Origin of the sequence: Streptomyces sp. 8N114 (assembly GCF_052245835.1) — a bacterium.
In the GTDB taxonomy this organism is placed as follows: domain Bacteria; phylum Actinomycetota; class Actinomycetes; order Streptomycetales; family Streptomycetaceae; genus Streptomyces.
Window position 1 is genome coordinate 40495 of sequence record NZ_JBQQBT010000023.1, and the last position, 16425, is coordinate 56919.

Annotated in this window: 14 protein-coding genes; 4 read left to right on the plus strand and 10 right to left on the minus strand. The window is 68.8% G+C overall.

Going from position 1 to position 16425, the window contains the following annotated elements:
* Positions 1 to 2: 2 nt before the first annotated feature.
* Entirely contained in the window at positions 3 to 332 is a 330-nt protein-coding gene (locus ACTWQF_RS30475) for a GH32 C-terminal domain-containing protein (RefSeq protein WP_443282962.1), read from the minus strand.
* A 133-nt stretch (positions 333 to 465) separates the two neighbouring features.
* Complete coding sequence (locus ACTWQF_RS30480; RefSeq protein ID WP_443282963.1) at positions 466 to 1425, minus strand: carbohydrate kinase family protein; 960 nt, start codon at positions 1423 to 1425, stop codon at positions 466 to 468.
* Positions 1426 to 1668: 243 nt separating this feature from the next.
* Between ACTWQF_RS30480 and ACTWQF_RS30485 the strand changes: the two genes are divergently transcribed.
* The 4 genes from ACTWQF_RS30485 (at position 1669) to ACTWQF_RS30500 (ending at position 5765) form a co-directional block, all read left to right on the plus strand.
* Positions 1669 to 2691 carry a sugar ABC transporter substrate-binding protein gene (locus ACTWQF_RS30485; protein ID WP_443282964.1) on the plus strand — a complete coding sequence of 341 codons (1023 nt, stop codon included), beginning with the start codon at positions 1669 to 1671 and terminating at the stop codon, positions 2689 to 2691.
* Between the two features lie 134 nt (positions 2692 to 2825).
* Entirely contained in the window at positions 2826 to 3839 is a 1014-nt protein-coding gene (locus ACTWQF_RS30490) for an ABC transporter permease (RefSeq protein WP_443282965.1), read from the plus strand.
* The gene (locus tag ACTWQF_RS30495) at positions 3836 to 4672 is read left to right on the plus strand and encodes an ATP-binding cassette domain-containing protein (RefSeq protein ID WP_443282966.1); all 837 of its coding nucleotides are present in this window, start codon (positions 3836 to 3838) and stop codon (positions 4670 to 4672) included. Before ACTWQF_RS30490 ends, ACTWQF_RS30495 begins: the two co-directional genes overlap by 4 nt.
* Positions 4673 to 4742: 70 nt before the next feature.
* Positions 4743 to 5765, plus strand: coding sequence for a LacI family DNA-binding transcriptional regulator (locus ACTWQF_RS30500; protein ID WP_443282967.1), 1023 nt, complete (start codon positions 4743 to 4745; stop codon positions 5763 to 5765).
* A 91-nt stretch (positions 5766 to 5856) separates the two neighbouring features.
* Here the strand turns inward: ACTWQF_RS30500 and ACTWQF_RS30505 are convergent, their stop codons facing one another.
* The 8 genes from ACTWQF_RS30505 to ACTWQF_RS30540 form a co-directional block, all read right to left on the minus strand.
* Positions 5857 to 7239 carry an L-serine ammonia-lyase gene (locus tag ACTWQF_RS30505; RefSeq protein ID WP_443282968.1) on the minus strand — a complete coding sequence of 461 codons (1383 nt, stop codon included), beginning with the start codon at positions 7237 to 7239 and terminating at the stop codon, positions 5857 to 5859.
* A 157-nt stretch (positions 7240 to 7396) separates the two neighbouring features.
* The gene (locus tag ACTWQF_RS30510; RefSeq protein ID WP_443282969.1) at positions 7397 to 8581 is read right to left on the minus strand and encodes an NAD(P)/FAD-dependent oxidoreductase; all 1185 of its coding nucleotides are present in this window, start codon (positions 8579 to 8581) and stop codon (positions 7397 to 7399) included.
* Entirely contained in the window at positions 8578 to 8901 is a 324-nt protein-coding gene (locus tag ACTWQF_RS30515) for a bifunctional 3-phenylpropionate/cinnamic acid dioxygenase ferredoxin subunit (RefSeq protein ID WP_443250364.1), read from the minus strand. The genes ACTWQF_RS30510 and ACTWQF_RS30515 overlap by 4 nt, the downstream gene beginning before the upstream one ends.
* Positions 8902 to 9372: 471 nt before the next feature.
* Positions 9373 to 12231 carry a SpoIIE family protein phosphatase gene (locus ACTWQF_RS30520; protein ID WP_443282970.1) on the minus strand — a complete coding sequence of 953 codons (2859 nt, stop codon included), beginning with the start codon at positions 12229 to 12231 and terminating at the stop codon, positions 9373 to 9375.
* A 226-nt stretch (positions 12232 to 12457) separates the two neighbouring features.
* Positions 12458 to 13588, minus strand: coding sequence for an aromatic ring-hydroxylating oxygenase subunit alpha (locus tag ACTWQF_RS30525; protein ID WP_443282971.1), 1131 nt, complete (start codon positions 13586 to 13588; stop codon positions 12458 to 12460).
* A gap of 84 nt (positions 13589 to 13672) precedes the next feature.
* Positions 13673 to 14302 carry an MBL fold metallo-hydrolase gene (locus tag ACTWQF_RS30530; protein ID WP_443282972.1) on the minus strand — a complete coding sequence of 210 codons (630 nt, stop codon included), beginning with the start codon at positions 14300 to 14302 and terminating at the stop codon, positions 13673 to 13675.
* The gene (locus ACTWQF_RS30535; protein ID WP_443282973.1) at positions 14299 to 15411 is read right to left on the minus strand and encodes an S-(hydroxymethyl)mycothiol dehydrogenase; all 1113 of its coding nucleotides are present in this window, start codon (positions 15409 to 15411) and stop codon (positions 14299 to 14301) included. Before ACTWQF_RS30535 ends, ACTWQF_RS30530 begins: the two co-directional genes overlap by 4 nt.
* A 107-nt stretch (positions 15412 to 15518) precedes the next feature.
* Complete coding sequence (locus ACTWQF_RS30540; protein ID WP_443282974.1) at positions 15519 to 16412, minus strand: bifunctional methylenetetrahydrofolate dehydrogenase/methenyltetrahydrofolate cyclohydrolase; 894 nt, start codon at positions 16410 to 16412, stop codon at positions 15519 to 15521.
* Positions 16413 to 16425: the final 13 nt, after the last annotated feature.

Genomic DNA, 16425 nt, shown 5'->3' on the forward strand with positions numbered 1-16425 from the left:
TGTCAATGGGCGGAGTCGAGATGCCGGACGACGGCCTTGTCCAGCTTCACCGAGTCGGTCTCGGCGAAGACCTGAGTTTCCTGGCTGGCGGGGTCGATGAAGATCTGGTCGGTGATCACGGTCTCGCCACTGCCGCCGCAGTCCTCGACGGACGACCAGCCGGCGAGGATGCGCAGCTTGGACTTGCCGTTTCTGGCCTTCAGGGGCGCGGACCGGACACCGGGGAAGGTGTTGTTGAAGCCCACGGCGCGGGAGTGGACGCGGTCGACGTACGGCTCCTGGGTCGTGGTGTCGTGGTGTCGAGAAAGGAGACACCCCCAGGCCGACGCCAACGTCCACGCCGCCGACCAGGGCCGTCATCGCCGACTTGTGTCAGCGATGACATCGAGTCCCGATAATGAAGCGCAATCCGGCCAGCGCGTCAACGGTGCGGGCGCGACTGCTCCGGTACGGGCCAGCAGGCTGTCAGGCGTCGTCAGCGGTCGCGAACTGTGCCGACCCGTCCTGCCATGGTGGGTTGGGGCCCGGAACCGAGCAGGTCAGGGCGGCGACCTGGCTGGCGAACCGGCAGGCCTCCGCGACATCGTCGAGACCGAGATCGGCCAGCCGGCCGCCGAGGATCCCGCGGGCCGCGAGGTGGTGCAGTAGCCCGGCGGTGAAGGAGTCCCCCGCCCCCACCGTGTCGACCACCCGCGTCGTCATCGCGGGCACCCGCAGCCGTTCTCCATCGAGTGAGGCCAGGGCGCCGTCGGCGCCGAGCGTGATCACGACGAGCCGTGCCCCTGCGGTGTGCCAGGTGTCGCACGCCTGCTCCGGCGGGGTGCCCGGCAGGAGCAGCTCAAGGTCGTCCTCGCTCAGCCGCAGGATGTCGGCAAGGCCGCACCAGCGCGCAAGCCGCTCTCGGTAGACATCGGGGTGTACCAGCAGCGGCCGGACGTTGGGGTCGATGCTGATGGTGGCCTGGTGAGAGGCCGTTGCCAGGAACTCCTCCACCACCGGCGCGCCGGGCTCACGGACCAGCGCGAGTGATCCGGTGTGCACACAGGCGGTTTCGGACAAGTCCACCCGCGCCAATTCCCCCGGAGCCCACTGCCAGTCGGCCGTGTTCTGCGCGTGGAAGCAGAACGCGGCCTGCCCCTGGGCGTCCAGTTCCGCCACTGCCAGCGTGCTGGGCTCGGCCGCCGCCACGGCGTAGGACAAGTCCACATCGGACCCCTCCAGGTGGGTCCGGAACAAGCGGCCGAACACGTCTCCTGACAGGCGCGCGAGGAAGCGTGCCGGAGTGCCCAGCCTGGCCAGGGCCACCGCCGTATTCGCAGGTCCGCCACCGGGCAGCACGCGCAGCGTGAGTGCGTTGGGAGCGCTTGCGGGTTCACAGAAGGCGTCCGCGACACACTCTCCCAGGACCGTGATCTGCGGGCTCATGGGCTGCTCTTTCCTCCGAGGGGGCAAACCGGGCGTTTGGCGACGCAGCCGCTGACCAATACGCATGGACGGCGGTCGTGGACGTTGCCGATTTGTGACGGGTTCAAGCCATTGACGTTGCCGGGATGCGGAGTCCATCATCCTCGCCATGCAGTGTCAACGATGACATAAGTCAGCGATGACACCGGGCGGCGTGCTTCTGAACCCCCAGGCCACGCCGCTCGCTATCCCACAGGAGTGACCATGTCTCGCACCACTCGCCTGTCCCCTTCTCTCCTCAGAGCCGCCGCTGTCTCGGGCATCGCGGCACTCACCCTGACGGCCTGCGGTCCCGGCTCCGGATCGGGTTCGTCCGGCGCCGGTTCGGGCGACGTCAAGGTCGGTCTGATCACCAAAACCGACACCAACCCGTTCTTCGTGAAGATGAAGAAGGGCGCGGAAAAGACCGCGAAGGCCGAGGGTGTCAAGCTCACGACCGCGGCCGGCAAATTCGACGGCGACAACGCCGGTCAGGTCACCGCCATCGAAAACATGGTGGCTGCCGGGGTGAAGGGCATCCTGATCACCCCCAGCGACTCCAAGGCGATCGTGCCCGCGATCGAGAAGGCCCGCGCCAAGGGCGTCCTCGTCATCGCCCTGGACACCCCGACCGAGCCGGAGAGCGCGGTCGACGCTCTCTTCGCCACCGACAACTTCAAGGCCGGTGAGCTGATCGGCGAGTACGCCAAGGCCGCCATGAAGGGCAAGACCGCCAAGGTTGCCACCCTCGATCTCGCGCCGGGCGTCTCCGTCGGCGTCAAGCGGCACAACGGCTTCCTCAAGGGCTTCGGCATCAAGAAGGGCGACTCTTCCATCGTCTGCTCCCAGGACACCCAAGGCGACCAGTCCAAGGGCCAGACCGCGATGGAGAACTGCCTGCAGAAGTCGCCCGGCATCAACGTCGTCTACACCATCAACGAACCGGCCGCCCTGGGCGCGTACACCGCGCTGAAGGCCAAGGGCCGGGAGAAGGACGTACTGATCGTCTCCGTCGACGGCGGCTGCACCGGCACTCGGGCGGTCAAAAGCGGCAAGATCGCCGCCACGTCCCAGCAGTACCCGTTGAAGATGGCCGCCGAGGGCGTCAAGGCCGTCGTGAAGTACGCCAAGGACGGTAAGAAGGCGTCCGGTTACACCGACACCGGCGCCAACCTCATCACCGACAAGGCGCAGGACGGGGCCCCCTCGAAGGACACCGCCTTCGGTCTGAAGAACTGCTGGGGCTGAAGCCGCCCCCAAGGACCGCACGAGACTCCACTCCCCTCAGCGGGCGGCCGCCCCAGCACCTCCCCGACCGGCGGGGACGGCCGCCCCCCTTTGTCCTGGCGACAAGGATTTCTGTCTTCCGACAAGGACTTCGCATGACAGCCACGTCCACGCCCCCGAGCACGTCCTCGCCGTACTCGGAGCTCAAGGCACCGACCACGGCCCGCAGGCTGCTCACCCAACCGACCACCGGCCCGCTGGTCGCCCTCCTGCTGGCCTGCGTCTTCTTCTCCTTCTCGACCGACCAGTTCCTCACGGGCGGGAACTTCTCGCTGATCGTGCAGCAGGTCATGGTCGTCGGCACGCTGGCCATCGGCCAGACGCTGATCATCCTCACCGCGGGCATCGATCTGTCCTGCGGGGCCGTGATGGCGTTCGGCAGCATCGTGATCGCCAAGATGGCGGCCGAGGGGACCGTGCCGCCGCTCGCCGCCATCGCGCTGGGCCTGCTCGTCTGCGGCGGATTCGGCCTGCTCAACGGGTTGTTGGTGCAGAAGATCCCGCTGCCGCCGTTCATCGTCACCCTCGGCATGCTCAACGTGGCATTCGCGCTGACCCATATCTACTCCGAGGATCAAACGATCAACAATCTGCCCGGCCCGCTGACGGCCCTCGGGCAGACCTTCCCGCTCGGCAGGACTGACATCACCTACGGCTCGCTGGTCACGATCGCCCTGTTCCTCCTCCTCGCGTACGCCCTGAGCAGCACCAGCTGGGGTCGGCACGTCTACGCGCGGGGCAACAGCCAGGAAGCGGGCCGACTGAACGGCATCCACATCTCACGGTTGACCATCGGCGTCTACACCGTGGCCGGCCTGCTGTACGGCATCGCCGCCCTGCTGCTCGTCTCCCGTACCGGTGTTGGCGATCCGCAAGCCGGGCAGACCGACAACCTCGACAGCATCAGCGCCGTGGTACTCGGCGGCACCAGCCTCTTCGGCGGGCGCGGGTCGGTCCTGGGCACGTTCATCGGTGTCCTGATCGTCGGTGTGTTCCGCAACGGCCTGCAGCTGATGGGTGTCTCCTCGATCTACCAGACCCTGGTCACCGGTGTCCTGGTGATCCTCGCGGTGACCGTCGACCAGTTCTCCCGGAAGAAGGCCCGATGACCGCCACCAGTTCCCCCACCCCTGTCCTGCAGGCCCGCGGTCTGGTCAAGCGCTACGGCCATGTCACCGCCATCGACGGCGCCGACTTCGATCTGCTGCCCGGCGAGGTCCTCGCCGTCATCGGCGACAACGGCGCCGGCAAGACCAGCCTTATCAAGGCCCTCACCGGCGCTCTGGTCCCCGACGCGGGCGAGATCCGTCTCAACGGCGAACTCATCCAGTTCTCCGGTCCGCAAAGCGCACGGGCGCACGGCATCGAGACGGTGTATCAGGACCTTGCGGTGGCCGCCTCCATGGACATCGCCTCGAACATGTTCCTCGGGCGCGAGCTGCGCCGCCCCGGCGTCCTCGGCAGTGTCTTCCGCATGCTGGACAAGAAGCGTATGCGTCAGGAGGCCGCCGAGCACATGGCCGACCTGAAGATCGGCCTACGCTCGCTTACCCAGACGGTGGAGACCCTCTCCGGTGGACAGCGACAGGCCGTCGCAGTTGCCCGTGCCGTCGCCTGGGCGCGCAGGGTCGTCGTCATGGACGAACCCACCGCCGCCCTCGGCGTCAAGGAGTCCGGTCAGGTACTCGACCTCATCCGCCGGGTCCGCGAGAAGGGCATGCCGGTCGTCCTGATCAGCCACAACATGCCCCATGTCTTCGAGATCGCCGACCGGATCCACGTCCACCGGCTGGGCAGGCGCACCGCTGTGATCAAGCCCTCCGACTACTCCATGGCGGAGGTCGTCGCCATCATGACCGGCGCACTCACCGTCGATGAGGACGGAGGTACTGTCGTAGCGGATTCGCAGGCCGCGAAGGCCGCGGGAGTCCAGTCCACTTGACAGCGCAACCCTGCTCTCACGGTTTCCGGCCGCGGCCGGAAACGAGAGCTCACAGGAGACGGTTTCCTCCATGGCAGCGAACCGCCGCCCCACCCTGGCCGACGTCGCACGAGAAGTAGGCGTCAGCGCCAAGACAGTCTCGCGCGTCCTCAACGAGGACGGACCCGTCTCGACGCAGACGCGGGAACAGGTACTCGCCGCGGTGGCCGAGCTGGGCTTCCAACCGAACCTCATGGCACGCAACATCCGCGTAGGCGGTCTGGACACCACCATCGGACTGGTCATCCCCGACCTCGGCAATCCCTTCTTCGGAGCCGTGGCCCGCGGCATCGAGGACACGGTCCGAGAACGTGGACTGACGCTGCTCATGGGCTCGTCCGCCGACGAGCCCGACCGCGAACGCGCCCTGACGGACAAGTTCCTCGCCCGGCGCGTCAGCATCCTGATCGTCGTGCCGTCCGTCGGTGCCGACCACTCCCACCTCAAGTCCCACCGCACGGCGGGACTGCCCGTCGTCTTCCTCGACCGTCCGGGAATCCGCCTGTCCACGGACAGCGTCGTCAGCACCAACCGCGCGGGCGCCCACGACGGTGTCGCCCACCTGATCGCGCACGGGCACAGCCGCATCGGCTTCGTCGGTGACCTGCCCGTCAAGCTGTACACCCGCCGCGAACGACTCGCCGGATACCGCGCGGCCCTGCAAGAAGCCGACATCCCCTACGATCGCTCGCTGGTCGCCAGCGCACACGACCAGCAGGGGGCCGAGGCCGCGACCTCCCAACTGCTCGGACTGGCCGATCCCCCCACGGCCCTGTTCGCCGGAAACAACATCATGGCGCTCGGAATCGTCGCCGAACTCGCCCGCAGCAAGCGCAAGGACGTCGCCGTTGTCGCCTTCGACGACGTATCACTCGCCGAGGCACTGGAACCGGCCCTGACCGTCGTCGCGCAGGACCCCGAAGAAATCGGCCGCAGTGCCGCGGCCACCGCCCTGGCCCGGCTCGACGGAGACCGCTCCCGGGCTCGCACCATTACCGTGCCCACCCGGCTGATCGTGCGAGGCTCAGGCGAGCTGCCAGCGCTCAAGCCGTAGGCGGCTCATCCCTGTTGATCGACCAGCCGGGACCACGATGCATGGGCTGTGCCCCCGGGGAGCTGCGCGGAATGCCCATCGCCCACCCTTGTCAGCACTCGATGATGTTGACCGCGAGCCCGCCCCGCGACGTCTCCTTGTACTTGACGCTCATATCGGCGCCGGTGTCCTTCATCGTCTTGATGACCTTGTCGAGGGAGACATGGTGGCGGCCGTCGCCGCGCAGCGCCATCCTCGCGGCGGTGATGGCCTTGACCGCCGCCATTCCGTTCCGCTCGATGCACGGGACCTGGACCAGGCCGCCGACGGGGTCGCAGGTCAGGCCCAGGTTGTGTTCCATGCCGATCTCGGCGGCGTTCTCGACCTGTTCGGGGGAGCCACCGAGGACTTCGGCGAGGCCCCCGGCGGCCATGGAGCAGGCGGAGCCGACCTCGCCCTGGCAGCCGACCTCGGCACCGGAGATCGAGGCATTCTCCTTGAAGAGCAGGCCGATCGCGCCCGCGGCGAGCAGGAACCGGACGATGCCTTCCTCGCCCGCGCTCGGCACGAAGTTCGTGTAGTAGCGAAGTACCGCAGGAATGATGCCGGCCGCGCCGTTGGTCGGGGCGGTCACCACCCGGCCGCCGGCCGCGTTTTCCTCGTTGACGGCCATTGCGTAGAGGGTGACCCACTCCATGTCGCGGCCGGCCGGGTCGCCCTTGGCACGCAGGTGCCGGGCGGAGGCGGCAGCCCGGCGGCGGACCTTCAGCCCGCCGGGCAGGATGCCCTCGCGGGAGAGGCCGTCCGCGACGCACTCCTCCATGACCCGCCAGATCTCCAGCAGGCCGGCGCGGATCTCGGTCCCGGTGCGCCACGCCTGCTCGTTCTCCAACATGAGGGCGGAGATGGACAGGCCGGTCTCGCGGGCGAGTCGGAGCAGTTCGTCGCCGGTGTGGAAGGGGTGCTTCAGTACGGTGCCGTCGAGCGTGACGCGGTCGGCGCCGACCTCCTCCTCGTCGGCCACGAAGCCGCCGCCCACCGAGTAGTAGGTCTTCTCCAGCAGCGGCGCGCCATGAGTGTCGTACGCGAAGAGGGTCATGCCGTTGGCGTGATACGGCAGCGAACGGCGCCGGTGCAGTTTGAGCTGGGTGTCGGCGTCGAAGTCGATCTCGCAGGAGGGGCCGATCTCCGTGCACAGGAGGCGCAGGCGCCGGGTGGTGCGGATGCGCTCGACATCCAGCTCGGCCTGACCGACGTCGACTGTATGCGGCTCCTTGCCCTCCAGGCCGAGCAGCACGGCCTTGGGGGTGCCGTGGCCGTGTCCGGTGGCGCCGAGGGAGCCGAACAGTTCGGCCCGCACGGATGCAGTCGCCGCGAGGAGGCCGTCCTGCTTCAGCCGGCCGGCGAACATCCGGGCGGCCCGCATGGGGCCGACCGTATGCGAGCTGGACGGGCCGATGCCGATGGAGAACAGGTCGAAGACGCTGATTGCCACGCCATGCTCCGTGGGTTGAGGGTCGTACCGCACCTGCCACGGCCACGCCCTGTGGGAGGGTTTGTCGGTTACCGGTGGGCGCGAGCCGCCGCCGTGGGATGCGGCGGCGATGCGGGCCGCGGCTCGCGAAGGCCCGGCGGTGACGGCCGGGCCGGGCTCAGGTCGTGACCGGCTGCGCGGCGCGCATCAGTTCGCGGCGCTGCCGCATGAAGGGGCGGGGGCGATTGACGGCGATGACGGCGGTGGTCTGCCCGTCGCGTTCGTAGCAGGCGAGGAAGCTGCGGTCGTCGGCGGAGCCTTCGACGATCCGCGGGGTGTCGGTGGGCAGCCGTCGGCCGGCGAACTGTATCCGTACCCCGTACTGGTCGGACCAGAAGTACGGCACGCTCCGATGGGTGGCAACCGTGCTGCCGGCGAGCAGGTTCTGCGCGGCGATGGTGGCCTGTTCGGTGGCGCTGGTCCAGTGCTCGGCGCGACTGCCGTCCACTCTGGCGACGTCCCCGATGGCTACGACGTTCGGCAGCGCGGTGACACAGCCCGCATCGCACACGACGCCGTCGGCCAGCGGCAGCCCGGAGCCCTCCAGCCAGCCGGTGTTGGGCCGTACGCCGATCCCGACCACGACCACATCGGCGGGCAGCAGCCGCCCGTCGCTCAGCTCCACCCCGGTGACGCGCCCCTCTCGGCCGCCGCTCTGCAGCCCGGCAACGCCCGTACCGGTGACCAAGGTGACGCCGTGGTCGGCGTGCAGTTCGGCGCAGACCCGGGCCATCTCCTCCCCGAGCTGGGGTACGAGAGGAAGCGGGGCGGCCTCCACCACGGTGACGTCATGGCCGAGGACGGCACAGGAGGAGGCGACCTCGGCGCCGATGAATCCGCCGCCGATGACCACGACCTGGGCCGGGCCACGGGCCAGGTCGTCGCGGAGCGCCTGGGCGTCGTCGAGGGTGCGCAGGGTGTGCACGCCGGATTCCGCCGGGTCGGCGGACTCCTGGCCGGGGAGGTGCCGCGGGGTGGCACCGGTGGCGATGACCACGGCGTCGGTGTCCAGCGCCCGGTCGCCGTCGAGGAGCACCGCGCCTCCGCCGGTGTCCAGGCCGGTGGCCTTGGTGCCGAGGTGCCATTCGGCATAAAGCTCGGCGGTCTCGTCGGCGTCGGCCAGGGTCAGCTGCCCCTGGTCGGTGGCGCCGGTGAGAAACGCCTTGGACAGCGGGGGGCGGTCGTAGGGCTCGTGGTTCTCGTCACCGACGATCACCAGCCGCCCGTCGAAACCCTGGTCGCGCAGGGCACGCGCGGCGTACAGCCCGGCCAGCGAGGCCCCGATGACGGTGATGCTCCTCATGCCGGCGCCACGACGCCGACGTGAAGCAGGACGTGGCCGTCCTGCACGGAAACCTGGTGGGTGCGCACCGGGTACTTCGCCGGCGGGCAGGTCGGGCGACCCGTCCGCAGGTCGAAGAAGGCCGTGTGCAGGGGGCATTCGACGAAGCAGCCCTCCACCCAGCCGTCCGCCAGTGAGGCGTCCTGATGCGTGCAGGTGTCGTCGATGGCGTAGACCTCGCCGTCTTCGGTGTGGAACACCGCGATGGGGGCGGGAACGCCGTCGGTGACACGGATGGATTCACCGGGCGGCAGATCTTCGATCCGGCACACCGTGATCATGGGGAACCTCCAGGTTACGGGGGCCCGACAGGAATGGACGGCCCTCGGCGGACGGCCATGCGCCCAGCTTCGGGACGGAGGAAGAGATTGTGCGTTGTTTCGAATAACACAACGCGGTTCGCTATACGCAACATGCTTTCTGGCATCCAGGGGGCTTGTCAAGGGCCGGCTGAACCAGCCCTCGACAGCACGTCTTCGCCGAGGTGGAACCCGGTCACAGGACAGGCTTCGGGCGGGCCGCCCGCAGGGGTCCAACGACCGAACGCCGTGGGCTCGTTGCGCAGGCTCGTAGGGCGAGAGCCCGTCCGCAGGCTCATGGCGCGGGCCCGGAGCGCACCGGCCCGGAGCGCTGGCGCGCGGCGCGCGGACGAAGCGCGCGGCGCTACCGCGGCAGCCGTGCCTCAGCCGTCGCCACGTCACATCCCGGGCCTACTGGCCGGTCAACCGCGCCGAGGAACCGACGGCGCACGGTCACAGTTCAGGGTCGTCCCACTGGTCCAGCAGGATGTCGCCCAGGGCTCCACCGGGTCCGGCTGCGGCGTCGTGCAAGGACTGTTCGGTCCAGATGACCTTGCCGTGGGTGGTGTATCGAGTGCCCCAACGCCGAGCGAACTGGGCGACGAGGAACAGGCCGCGACCGCCCTCGTCGGTGATCTTGGCCCGGCGCAGATGTGGGGAGGTACTGCTGCCATCGGCGACTTCGCAGATCAGGCTGTCGCGGTCGTGCAGCAGACGAAGCCGGATGGGGCCGGTGCCGTAGCGGATGGCGTTGGTGACCAGTTCGCTGAGAATGAGTTCCGTGGCGAAGGCAACCTGGTCCAGGCCCCAGGTCTCCAGCCGGCGGGCGCAGGCGGCGCGGACGCGGGAGACGGCGGCGGGATCGGAGGGCACGTCCCAGTCGGCGACCTGATCCGGGGCCAACAGCCGGGTCCGGGCCACCAGGAGGGCGATGTCATCGCCGGGGCGGGCGGGCAGCATGGCGTCGAGTACCGCCTGACAGGTCTGCTCCGGGTCCTGGCCGGAATGTGCCAGGGCGTCTCCCAGGAGTGCGAGACCCGTGTCGATGTCGCGACGGCGGTCCTCGATGAGTCCGTCCGTGTACAGGGCCAGCTGAGTTCCCTCGGGCAGGTGCAGTTCAGCGGTCTCGACCGGCAGTCCGGCGCCGAGACCGAGCGGTGGGGAGACGGGGACGTCGGGGAAGGAGACGGTGCCGTCGGGGTGGACGAGGGCAGGGCCGGGGTGGCCGGCCCGGGCGATGGAACAGTCTCCGGAGACCGGATCGTAGATCGCGAACAGGCAGGTGGCACCTATCATGCCCGCGCTCTCGCCGTCGCCGGGCTCGCCCTGGTCGATACGGGCGACCAGCTCGTCCAGGTGCCCCAGGAGCTCGTCGGCGGACAGGTCGAGGGCGCAGAAGTTGTGGACGGCGATGCGCAGGCGGCCCATGGTGACGGCCGCGTGCAGGCCGTGTCCTACGACATCACCGACGACCAATGCGACGCGGGCGCCGGGCAGAGGGATGACGTCGAACCAGTCCCCGCCCACTCCGGCCTGAGCGGGCAGATAGCGGTGGGCCACCTCCAGCGCCGACTGCTCGGGCAGCGTGCGGGGCAGCAGGCTGCGTTGCAGGGTGACCGCCGTGGCATGCTCCCGGGTGTAGCGGCGGGCGTTGTCGACGCATACCGCCGCGCGAGCGGCCAGCTCCTCGGCGAAGGACAGATCCTCCTCCGTGAAGGGTTCCTTCTCCGAGCGCCAGAAGCCGACCATCCCCAACACGACGCCGCGGGCCTGCAACGGAACGCTGATCAGCGAGCGGATACCGAAGCTGACGATGCGCTCAGCGCGTTCGGGATCGAGTGCCTGCCAGTCCGACGCGACGCTCAGATCGGGTTCCAGCACTGCGCGACCGTCCCGCAGCCCCCGCGCCTGCGGCATCGTCGGCAGGAAGGTGATCCTCTCCCCCACCGGGTACAGCGGGTGGTCGTCCCTGACGCCACGCAGGGCGGTTCGGTGCATGGTCAGGCTTGCGCCGTCCGGTTCCTCACCTCGCTGGACCGCATCCAACAGCTCGACTGTGGCGAAGTCGGCGAAGCGGGGAACCGCGATCCAGGCCAGTTCCTCGGTGGTGTCCGCCATGTCCAGTGTGGCGCCCATCCGTACCCCGGCCTCGTAGAGCAATTGCAGGCGTTCCCGCGCCGCCTCGGCCCGGCCCGCCAGTGTCCGCAGCTCGGTGGAATCCCTCAGCGTCGCCACGCTGCCGGGCGGTCCTCCGTGGCCGGCCACGGGGCGCAGGTTGACGGCCAGCAGCCGGTCCCCCGCCAGGTGCACCTCATCGTCGGCCGTCCGGCCGGACGCGAGCAGCCTGGCTGTGCCCGGGGCCAGGCCCAGGTCGGTGATCCGACGGCCCTCCGCGTCTTCAGGCAGCTCGAGCAGCCGGTGCGCCTCATCGTTGGCCAGCAGCAGCCGAGCGTCGCCGTCGATGATGAGCACGCCCTCCCGCACTGAGTGCAGCACCGCGTCATGGTGCTCGTACATCCGAGTCATCTCCGCGGGGCCCAGGCCGCGCGTCTGGCGCACCAGCCGCCGGCTCACCAGCGCCGACCCGCCCATGGCCACGACGAGCGCACCACCAGCGGCTGAGAAGATCACCGGCAGTTGCTTCGCCACCGCCGCGTTCACGCTCTTGACCTTGATCCCGACGGAGACCAGCCCGACAACCGAGCCGTCGGTGTCGAAGACGGGAACCATCGAGTCCACGGCACGGCCAACTCCCGGCGTGTCGTAAGTCTCCTGGTGCACTCTGCCGCTGAGCGCTTCGGCATAGGAACCGACGACGTGTTTGCCGATCAGGTCCGGGTCCGGGTGGGTCCAACGGAAGCCGGACGTGTTGAAGGCGATGATGTAGTCCACACCGGATGCCTTCCGGGCTTCCTCCGCACGGGGCTGCAGCAGTGCACTGGGGTCGGAGGATTTCATGGCGCTCAGCGTCCCCGGGGCCCGTGCGAAGGTCTGTGCGCCGACGAGCGAGCGATCGCGGGCCTCCTGAAGTCTCGCCCCGCGCGCCTGCAGGACGAGAGCGATCACAGCTGCGCAGACGAGCAACACCACGAGCACGACTTGCAGCGCAAATACTTGGCCCGCGGCAGTGCGCACGCTGAGCAGCGAGTGCAGTCGCCGGTCCTTGGACCGGCGCGGGGCCTGCCGTTCGCCTTCCGACCGCTCACGTTGCCCGCTTCCCGGACATGGAGCCGCACGCCGATTCCGCCTACCCCACCGGTTGAACGGACGGGAAGGCGGTACGGGCAATCGCCGCACTCGAGGAATCCGCATGGTCACATTATTGGAGCTCCTCACTCATTGAGGTGGGGTGGTGCGGCTGGCTGTTCTGTGGTTTCGGTGGAGCGTTCGTGTCGCCACCCCCTGCACCGCGGCTCGTGCCGGATGACGGGCCGGAGCGGATCGTGCCGCCTGCCGCCGGGGCGGGAGCTGTCAGTTGCTGTCCGTGGCTGCCCGAGGCCGCACAGCAATTGGATAGTTGCACGGGAGCGAGGACGGGTCAGTGGGTCGGACCCGCCAGTCGGTTCTGAAGCCAGGTGTGGAATTCGCCGATGTGGTGCTCGCTGGGTACCAGGACACCACCCTTGGCATAGGCGCGGGAACTCATCGCCGGCTGCGTACGCTCACAGGCATCGAAGTCCTGCTGATTCACACGGTGGAAGAGCTCCACCGAACGCTCCACATCCCTACCGCTCTCCACGACATGCGGAAGGTAGAGCCAGTCACACTCCACCACCGTCCGGTCGGCAGCCACCGGAAACATCCGATGGAAAATCACGTGATCGGGAACGAGATTGATGAACACCTGCGGCCTGACCGTAATCGCGTAATAGCGACGATCCTGCTCCTCACCGACCCCCGGAATCCGGTCCAGACCCTCACCCCCGTCAAGGGTGAAGCCCTTCACCTCCTGACCGAACTCCGCCCCATGACCCACGTAGTACTGCGCCGCGAACCCGTCAGCGAACTCCGGAAGCACCTCGGTCAACTCCGGATGGATCGTGGCGCAGTGATAGCACTCCATGAAATTCTCGATGATCAGCTTCCAGTTGGCCCGCACGTCATACGTGATCCGCCGACCCACCTCCAGACCGTCGATCCCGTAGGCGTCGATTGCCTCCGCACTCCCCAGCCGCTGGGCCACCGCACCCATCACCTCGTCCTCGAACGAGGGCGGGGAATCGGCCAGGCAGACCCACACATAGCCCAGCCACTCCCGGACATGCACCGTGACCAGCCCATACTCGACCCGGTCGACATCCGGCATCGACGTCAGATTGGGAGCGGCGACCAGCTTCCCGTCCAGCCCATACGTCCAGGCGTGATACGGACACTGAAAAGCCCGCCTGACCTCACCCGACTCCTGCGTGCACAACTTCGCGCCACGGTGCCGGCAAATGTTCAAAAACGCCTTGATGGAGCCGTCCCGGGCACGGGAGACCAGCACACTCTCCCGCCCCACCTGACACGTCCGGAAACTCCCCGGCCCGGCCAGGTCCGACGCACGGGCCACACAGAACCACATGGCCTCGAAAATCCGCTCCTGCTCCACACGGAAGACCTCAGGATCGGTGTAATAGCCCCCGGGCAGCGTCGAAATCAGGCTCGGGGGCAGATTCGTCACAGTCATCGTGTCACCTTCGAAAAGACAGCAGACGCCCACACAACGAGGGTCGAAAAGGGCAAGGGGGTGCTTCGGTGCCAACCGGGCTTGTCAGCTCCCTCGGGCGATCCAGGAGTCGAGTTGGGGCGCTTCAGCCGCGATGGAGGTCTTGCTGCCATGACCGGTGTATACGGTGGTGTCGGCGGGGAGGGTGAGCAGTCGGTCGCGAATGGAGGCGATGATGGTGGGAAAGTCGGAATAGGAGCGGCCGGTGGCGCCGGGGCCACCCTGGAAGAGAGTGTCGCCGGAGAACAGGGCTCCCAGCTCGGGCGCGTACAGGCAGACCGCGCCGGGCGCGTGCCCGGGGGTGTGCAGCACGTGCAGGTCGGTACCGGCGACGGTGAGCACGTCGCCGTCCGCCAGCCACACCTCGGGGGCTATGCCCGGGTGGGTGGCCTTCCACAGCACCGAGTCGGCGGGGTGCAGCATCATGTGCGCGCCGGTGCGGGCTGCCAGCGCGGGGGCGGCGTTGATGTGGTCGTTGTGGGCGTGGGTGCACACGATGCCGACCAGACGCCGGGTCCCGACGGCGGCGGCGATCGCCGCGTCGTCGTGCGCCGCGTCGATGACCAGGACCTCCCGGTCGTCACCGACCAGCCAGACGTTGTTGTCGACCTCCCAGCTTCCCCCGTCCAGTTCGAAGGTGCCGCTGGTGACGAGGTGCTCGATGCGGGCGCTCACAGGATCACCACCGAGCGCAGGACGTCGCCGCGGTGCATCTTCTCAAACGCCGTCTCCACCTCGTCGAGGCCGATCTTCTCGCTGACGAAGGCGTCCAGGTCGAAGTGCCCCTGGAGGTAGAGATCGATGAGGGCGGGGAAGTCGCGGGCGGGCAGACAGTCGCCGTACCAGGAGGACTTCAACGCCCCGCCGCGGCCGAACACGTCCAGCAGCGGCAGCTCGATGGTCGTCTCCGGGGTGGGGACGCCGACCAGGACGACGGTGCCTGCCAAGTCCCGGGCGTAGAAGGCCTGTTCGTAGGTCTCGGGACGGCCCACCGCTTCCACGACGACATCGGCGCCGAAGCCACCCGTCAGGTCACGGATGGCCTCGACGGGGTCGGTCTTGGCGGAGTTGACGGTGGCGGTGGCGCCGAACCTCCCGGCCCACTCCAGCTTCCGCTCGTCGACGTCGACGGCGATCACCTTCGAGGCGCCGGCCACCTTGGCACCGGCGATGGCGGCCATGCCCACACCTCCGCAGCCGATCACCGCGATCGAGTCCCCCCGGCCAACGCCGCCCGTGTTGACCGCGGCGCCGAACCCCGCCATCACACCGCAGCCGAGCAGACCCGCGGCGGCGGCCGAGGCGCTCGGATCGACCTTGGTGCACTGGCCGGCTGCGACGAGGGTCTTCTCGGCGAAGGCGCCGATCCCCAAGGCCGGGGACAGCGGGTTTCCTCCCCCAGACTTCGTCCGGGAGGTGCCCCCAGCCAGCGTCATGGGCTGGACGGCGTTGTGGGTGTTGAAGCAGTACCACGGCCGTCCGCGGCTACAGGCACGGCACTGACCGCAGACGGCACGCCAGTTGAGGATGACGTAGTCACCGGGGGCGACGCCGGTGACGCCCTCGCCGACCGCCTCGACCACGCCGGCTGCCTCATGACCGAGCAGGAAGGGGAACTCATCGTTGATTCCGCCCTCACGGTAGTGCAGGTCGGTGTGGCAGACACCGCAAGCCTGCACCTTCACAAGCGCCTCGCCCGGGCCGGGGTCGGGCACCAGGATGGTCTCCACCGAAACCGGAGCGCCCTTCTTCCGGGCAACAACGGCGCGTACCTCGTGTGTCACTGTCGAGCTCCTCGCTGAAGGGCCGGCCGAATACGCTTCGGCCGGGATGTTCTGGGCGGTGGCGCGGGATCGCTCCGCGTGGACGGCGTCGATGCGGCCTGTTTCGGTTACGGGGGCGGGGTGACGTCGGACGATGCCCGGGCCGGCGGGGGTTCGGCGGCGCGTTCGGCGGCCTCGACGACATTGGCCAGCAGCATCGCCCTCGTCATCGGGCCCACCCCACCGGGCATCGGGGCCAGCCATCCGACGGTCTTGGCCACGTCCGGGTTGACGTCACCGAGCAGCCCCTCCTCCGTGCGCGTGATGCCGACGTCGAGCACGGCGGCACCGGGCCGGACCATCTCCGGTGTGATCAGTCCGGGCGATCCGGCCGCCGCGATGACGACGTCTGCTTCGCGTACGTGCCAGGACAGTCCTTTGGTGCCCGTATGGCACAGCGTCACGGTCGCGTTCTCCGATCTGCGGGTGAGCAGCAGGCCGATGGGCCGTCCGACCGTGATGCCGCGGCCGATCACACAGACCCGGGCGCCGGCGAGCGGCACGTCGTGGCGGCGCAGCAGCTCGACGATGCCGCGTGGGGTGCAGGGGAGCGGGCTCTCGACTCCGAGGACCAGTCGGCCCAGGTTGACCGGATGCAGGCCGTCGGCGTCCTTCGCCGGATCCATCCGCTCCAGTACGGCGTTGGCGTCCAGCCCGCGCGGAAGGGGCAGCTGGACGATGTAGCCGGTGCACGCCGGGTCGGCGTTGAGCTCATCGACGACGGCTTCCACCTGGGCTTGCGTGGCGTCGGCAGGCAGTTCGCGCCGGATCGAGGTGATACCGACCTTGGCGCAGTCGCGGTGCTTGCCGCCCACGTAGGCGTGGCTGCCGGGGTCGTCACCGACCAGCACCGTTCCGAGGCCGGGCACGATGCCGCGCTCGGCAAGCGCTGAAACACGGTCCGCGAGTTCGGCGCGAATGGCGGTCGCTGTTCGGCGGCCGTCGAGGGTCATTGCGGTCACAGAGCTTTCCTTT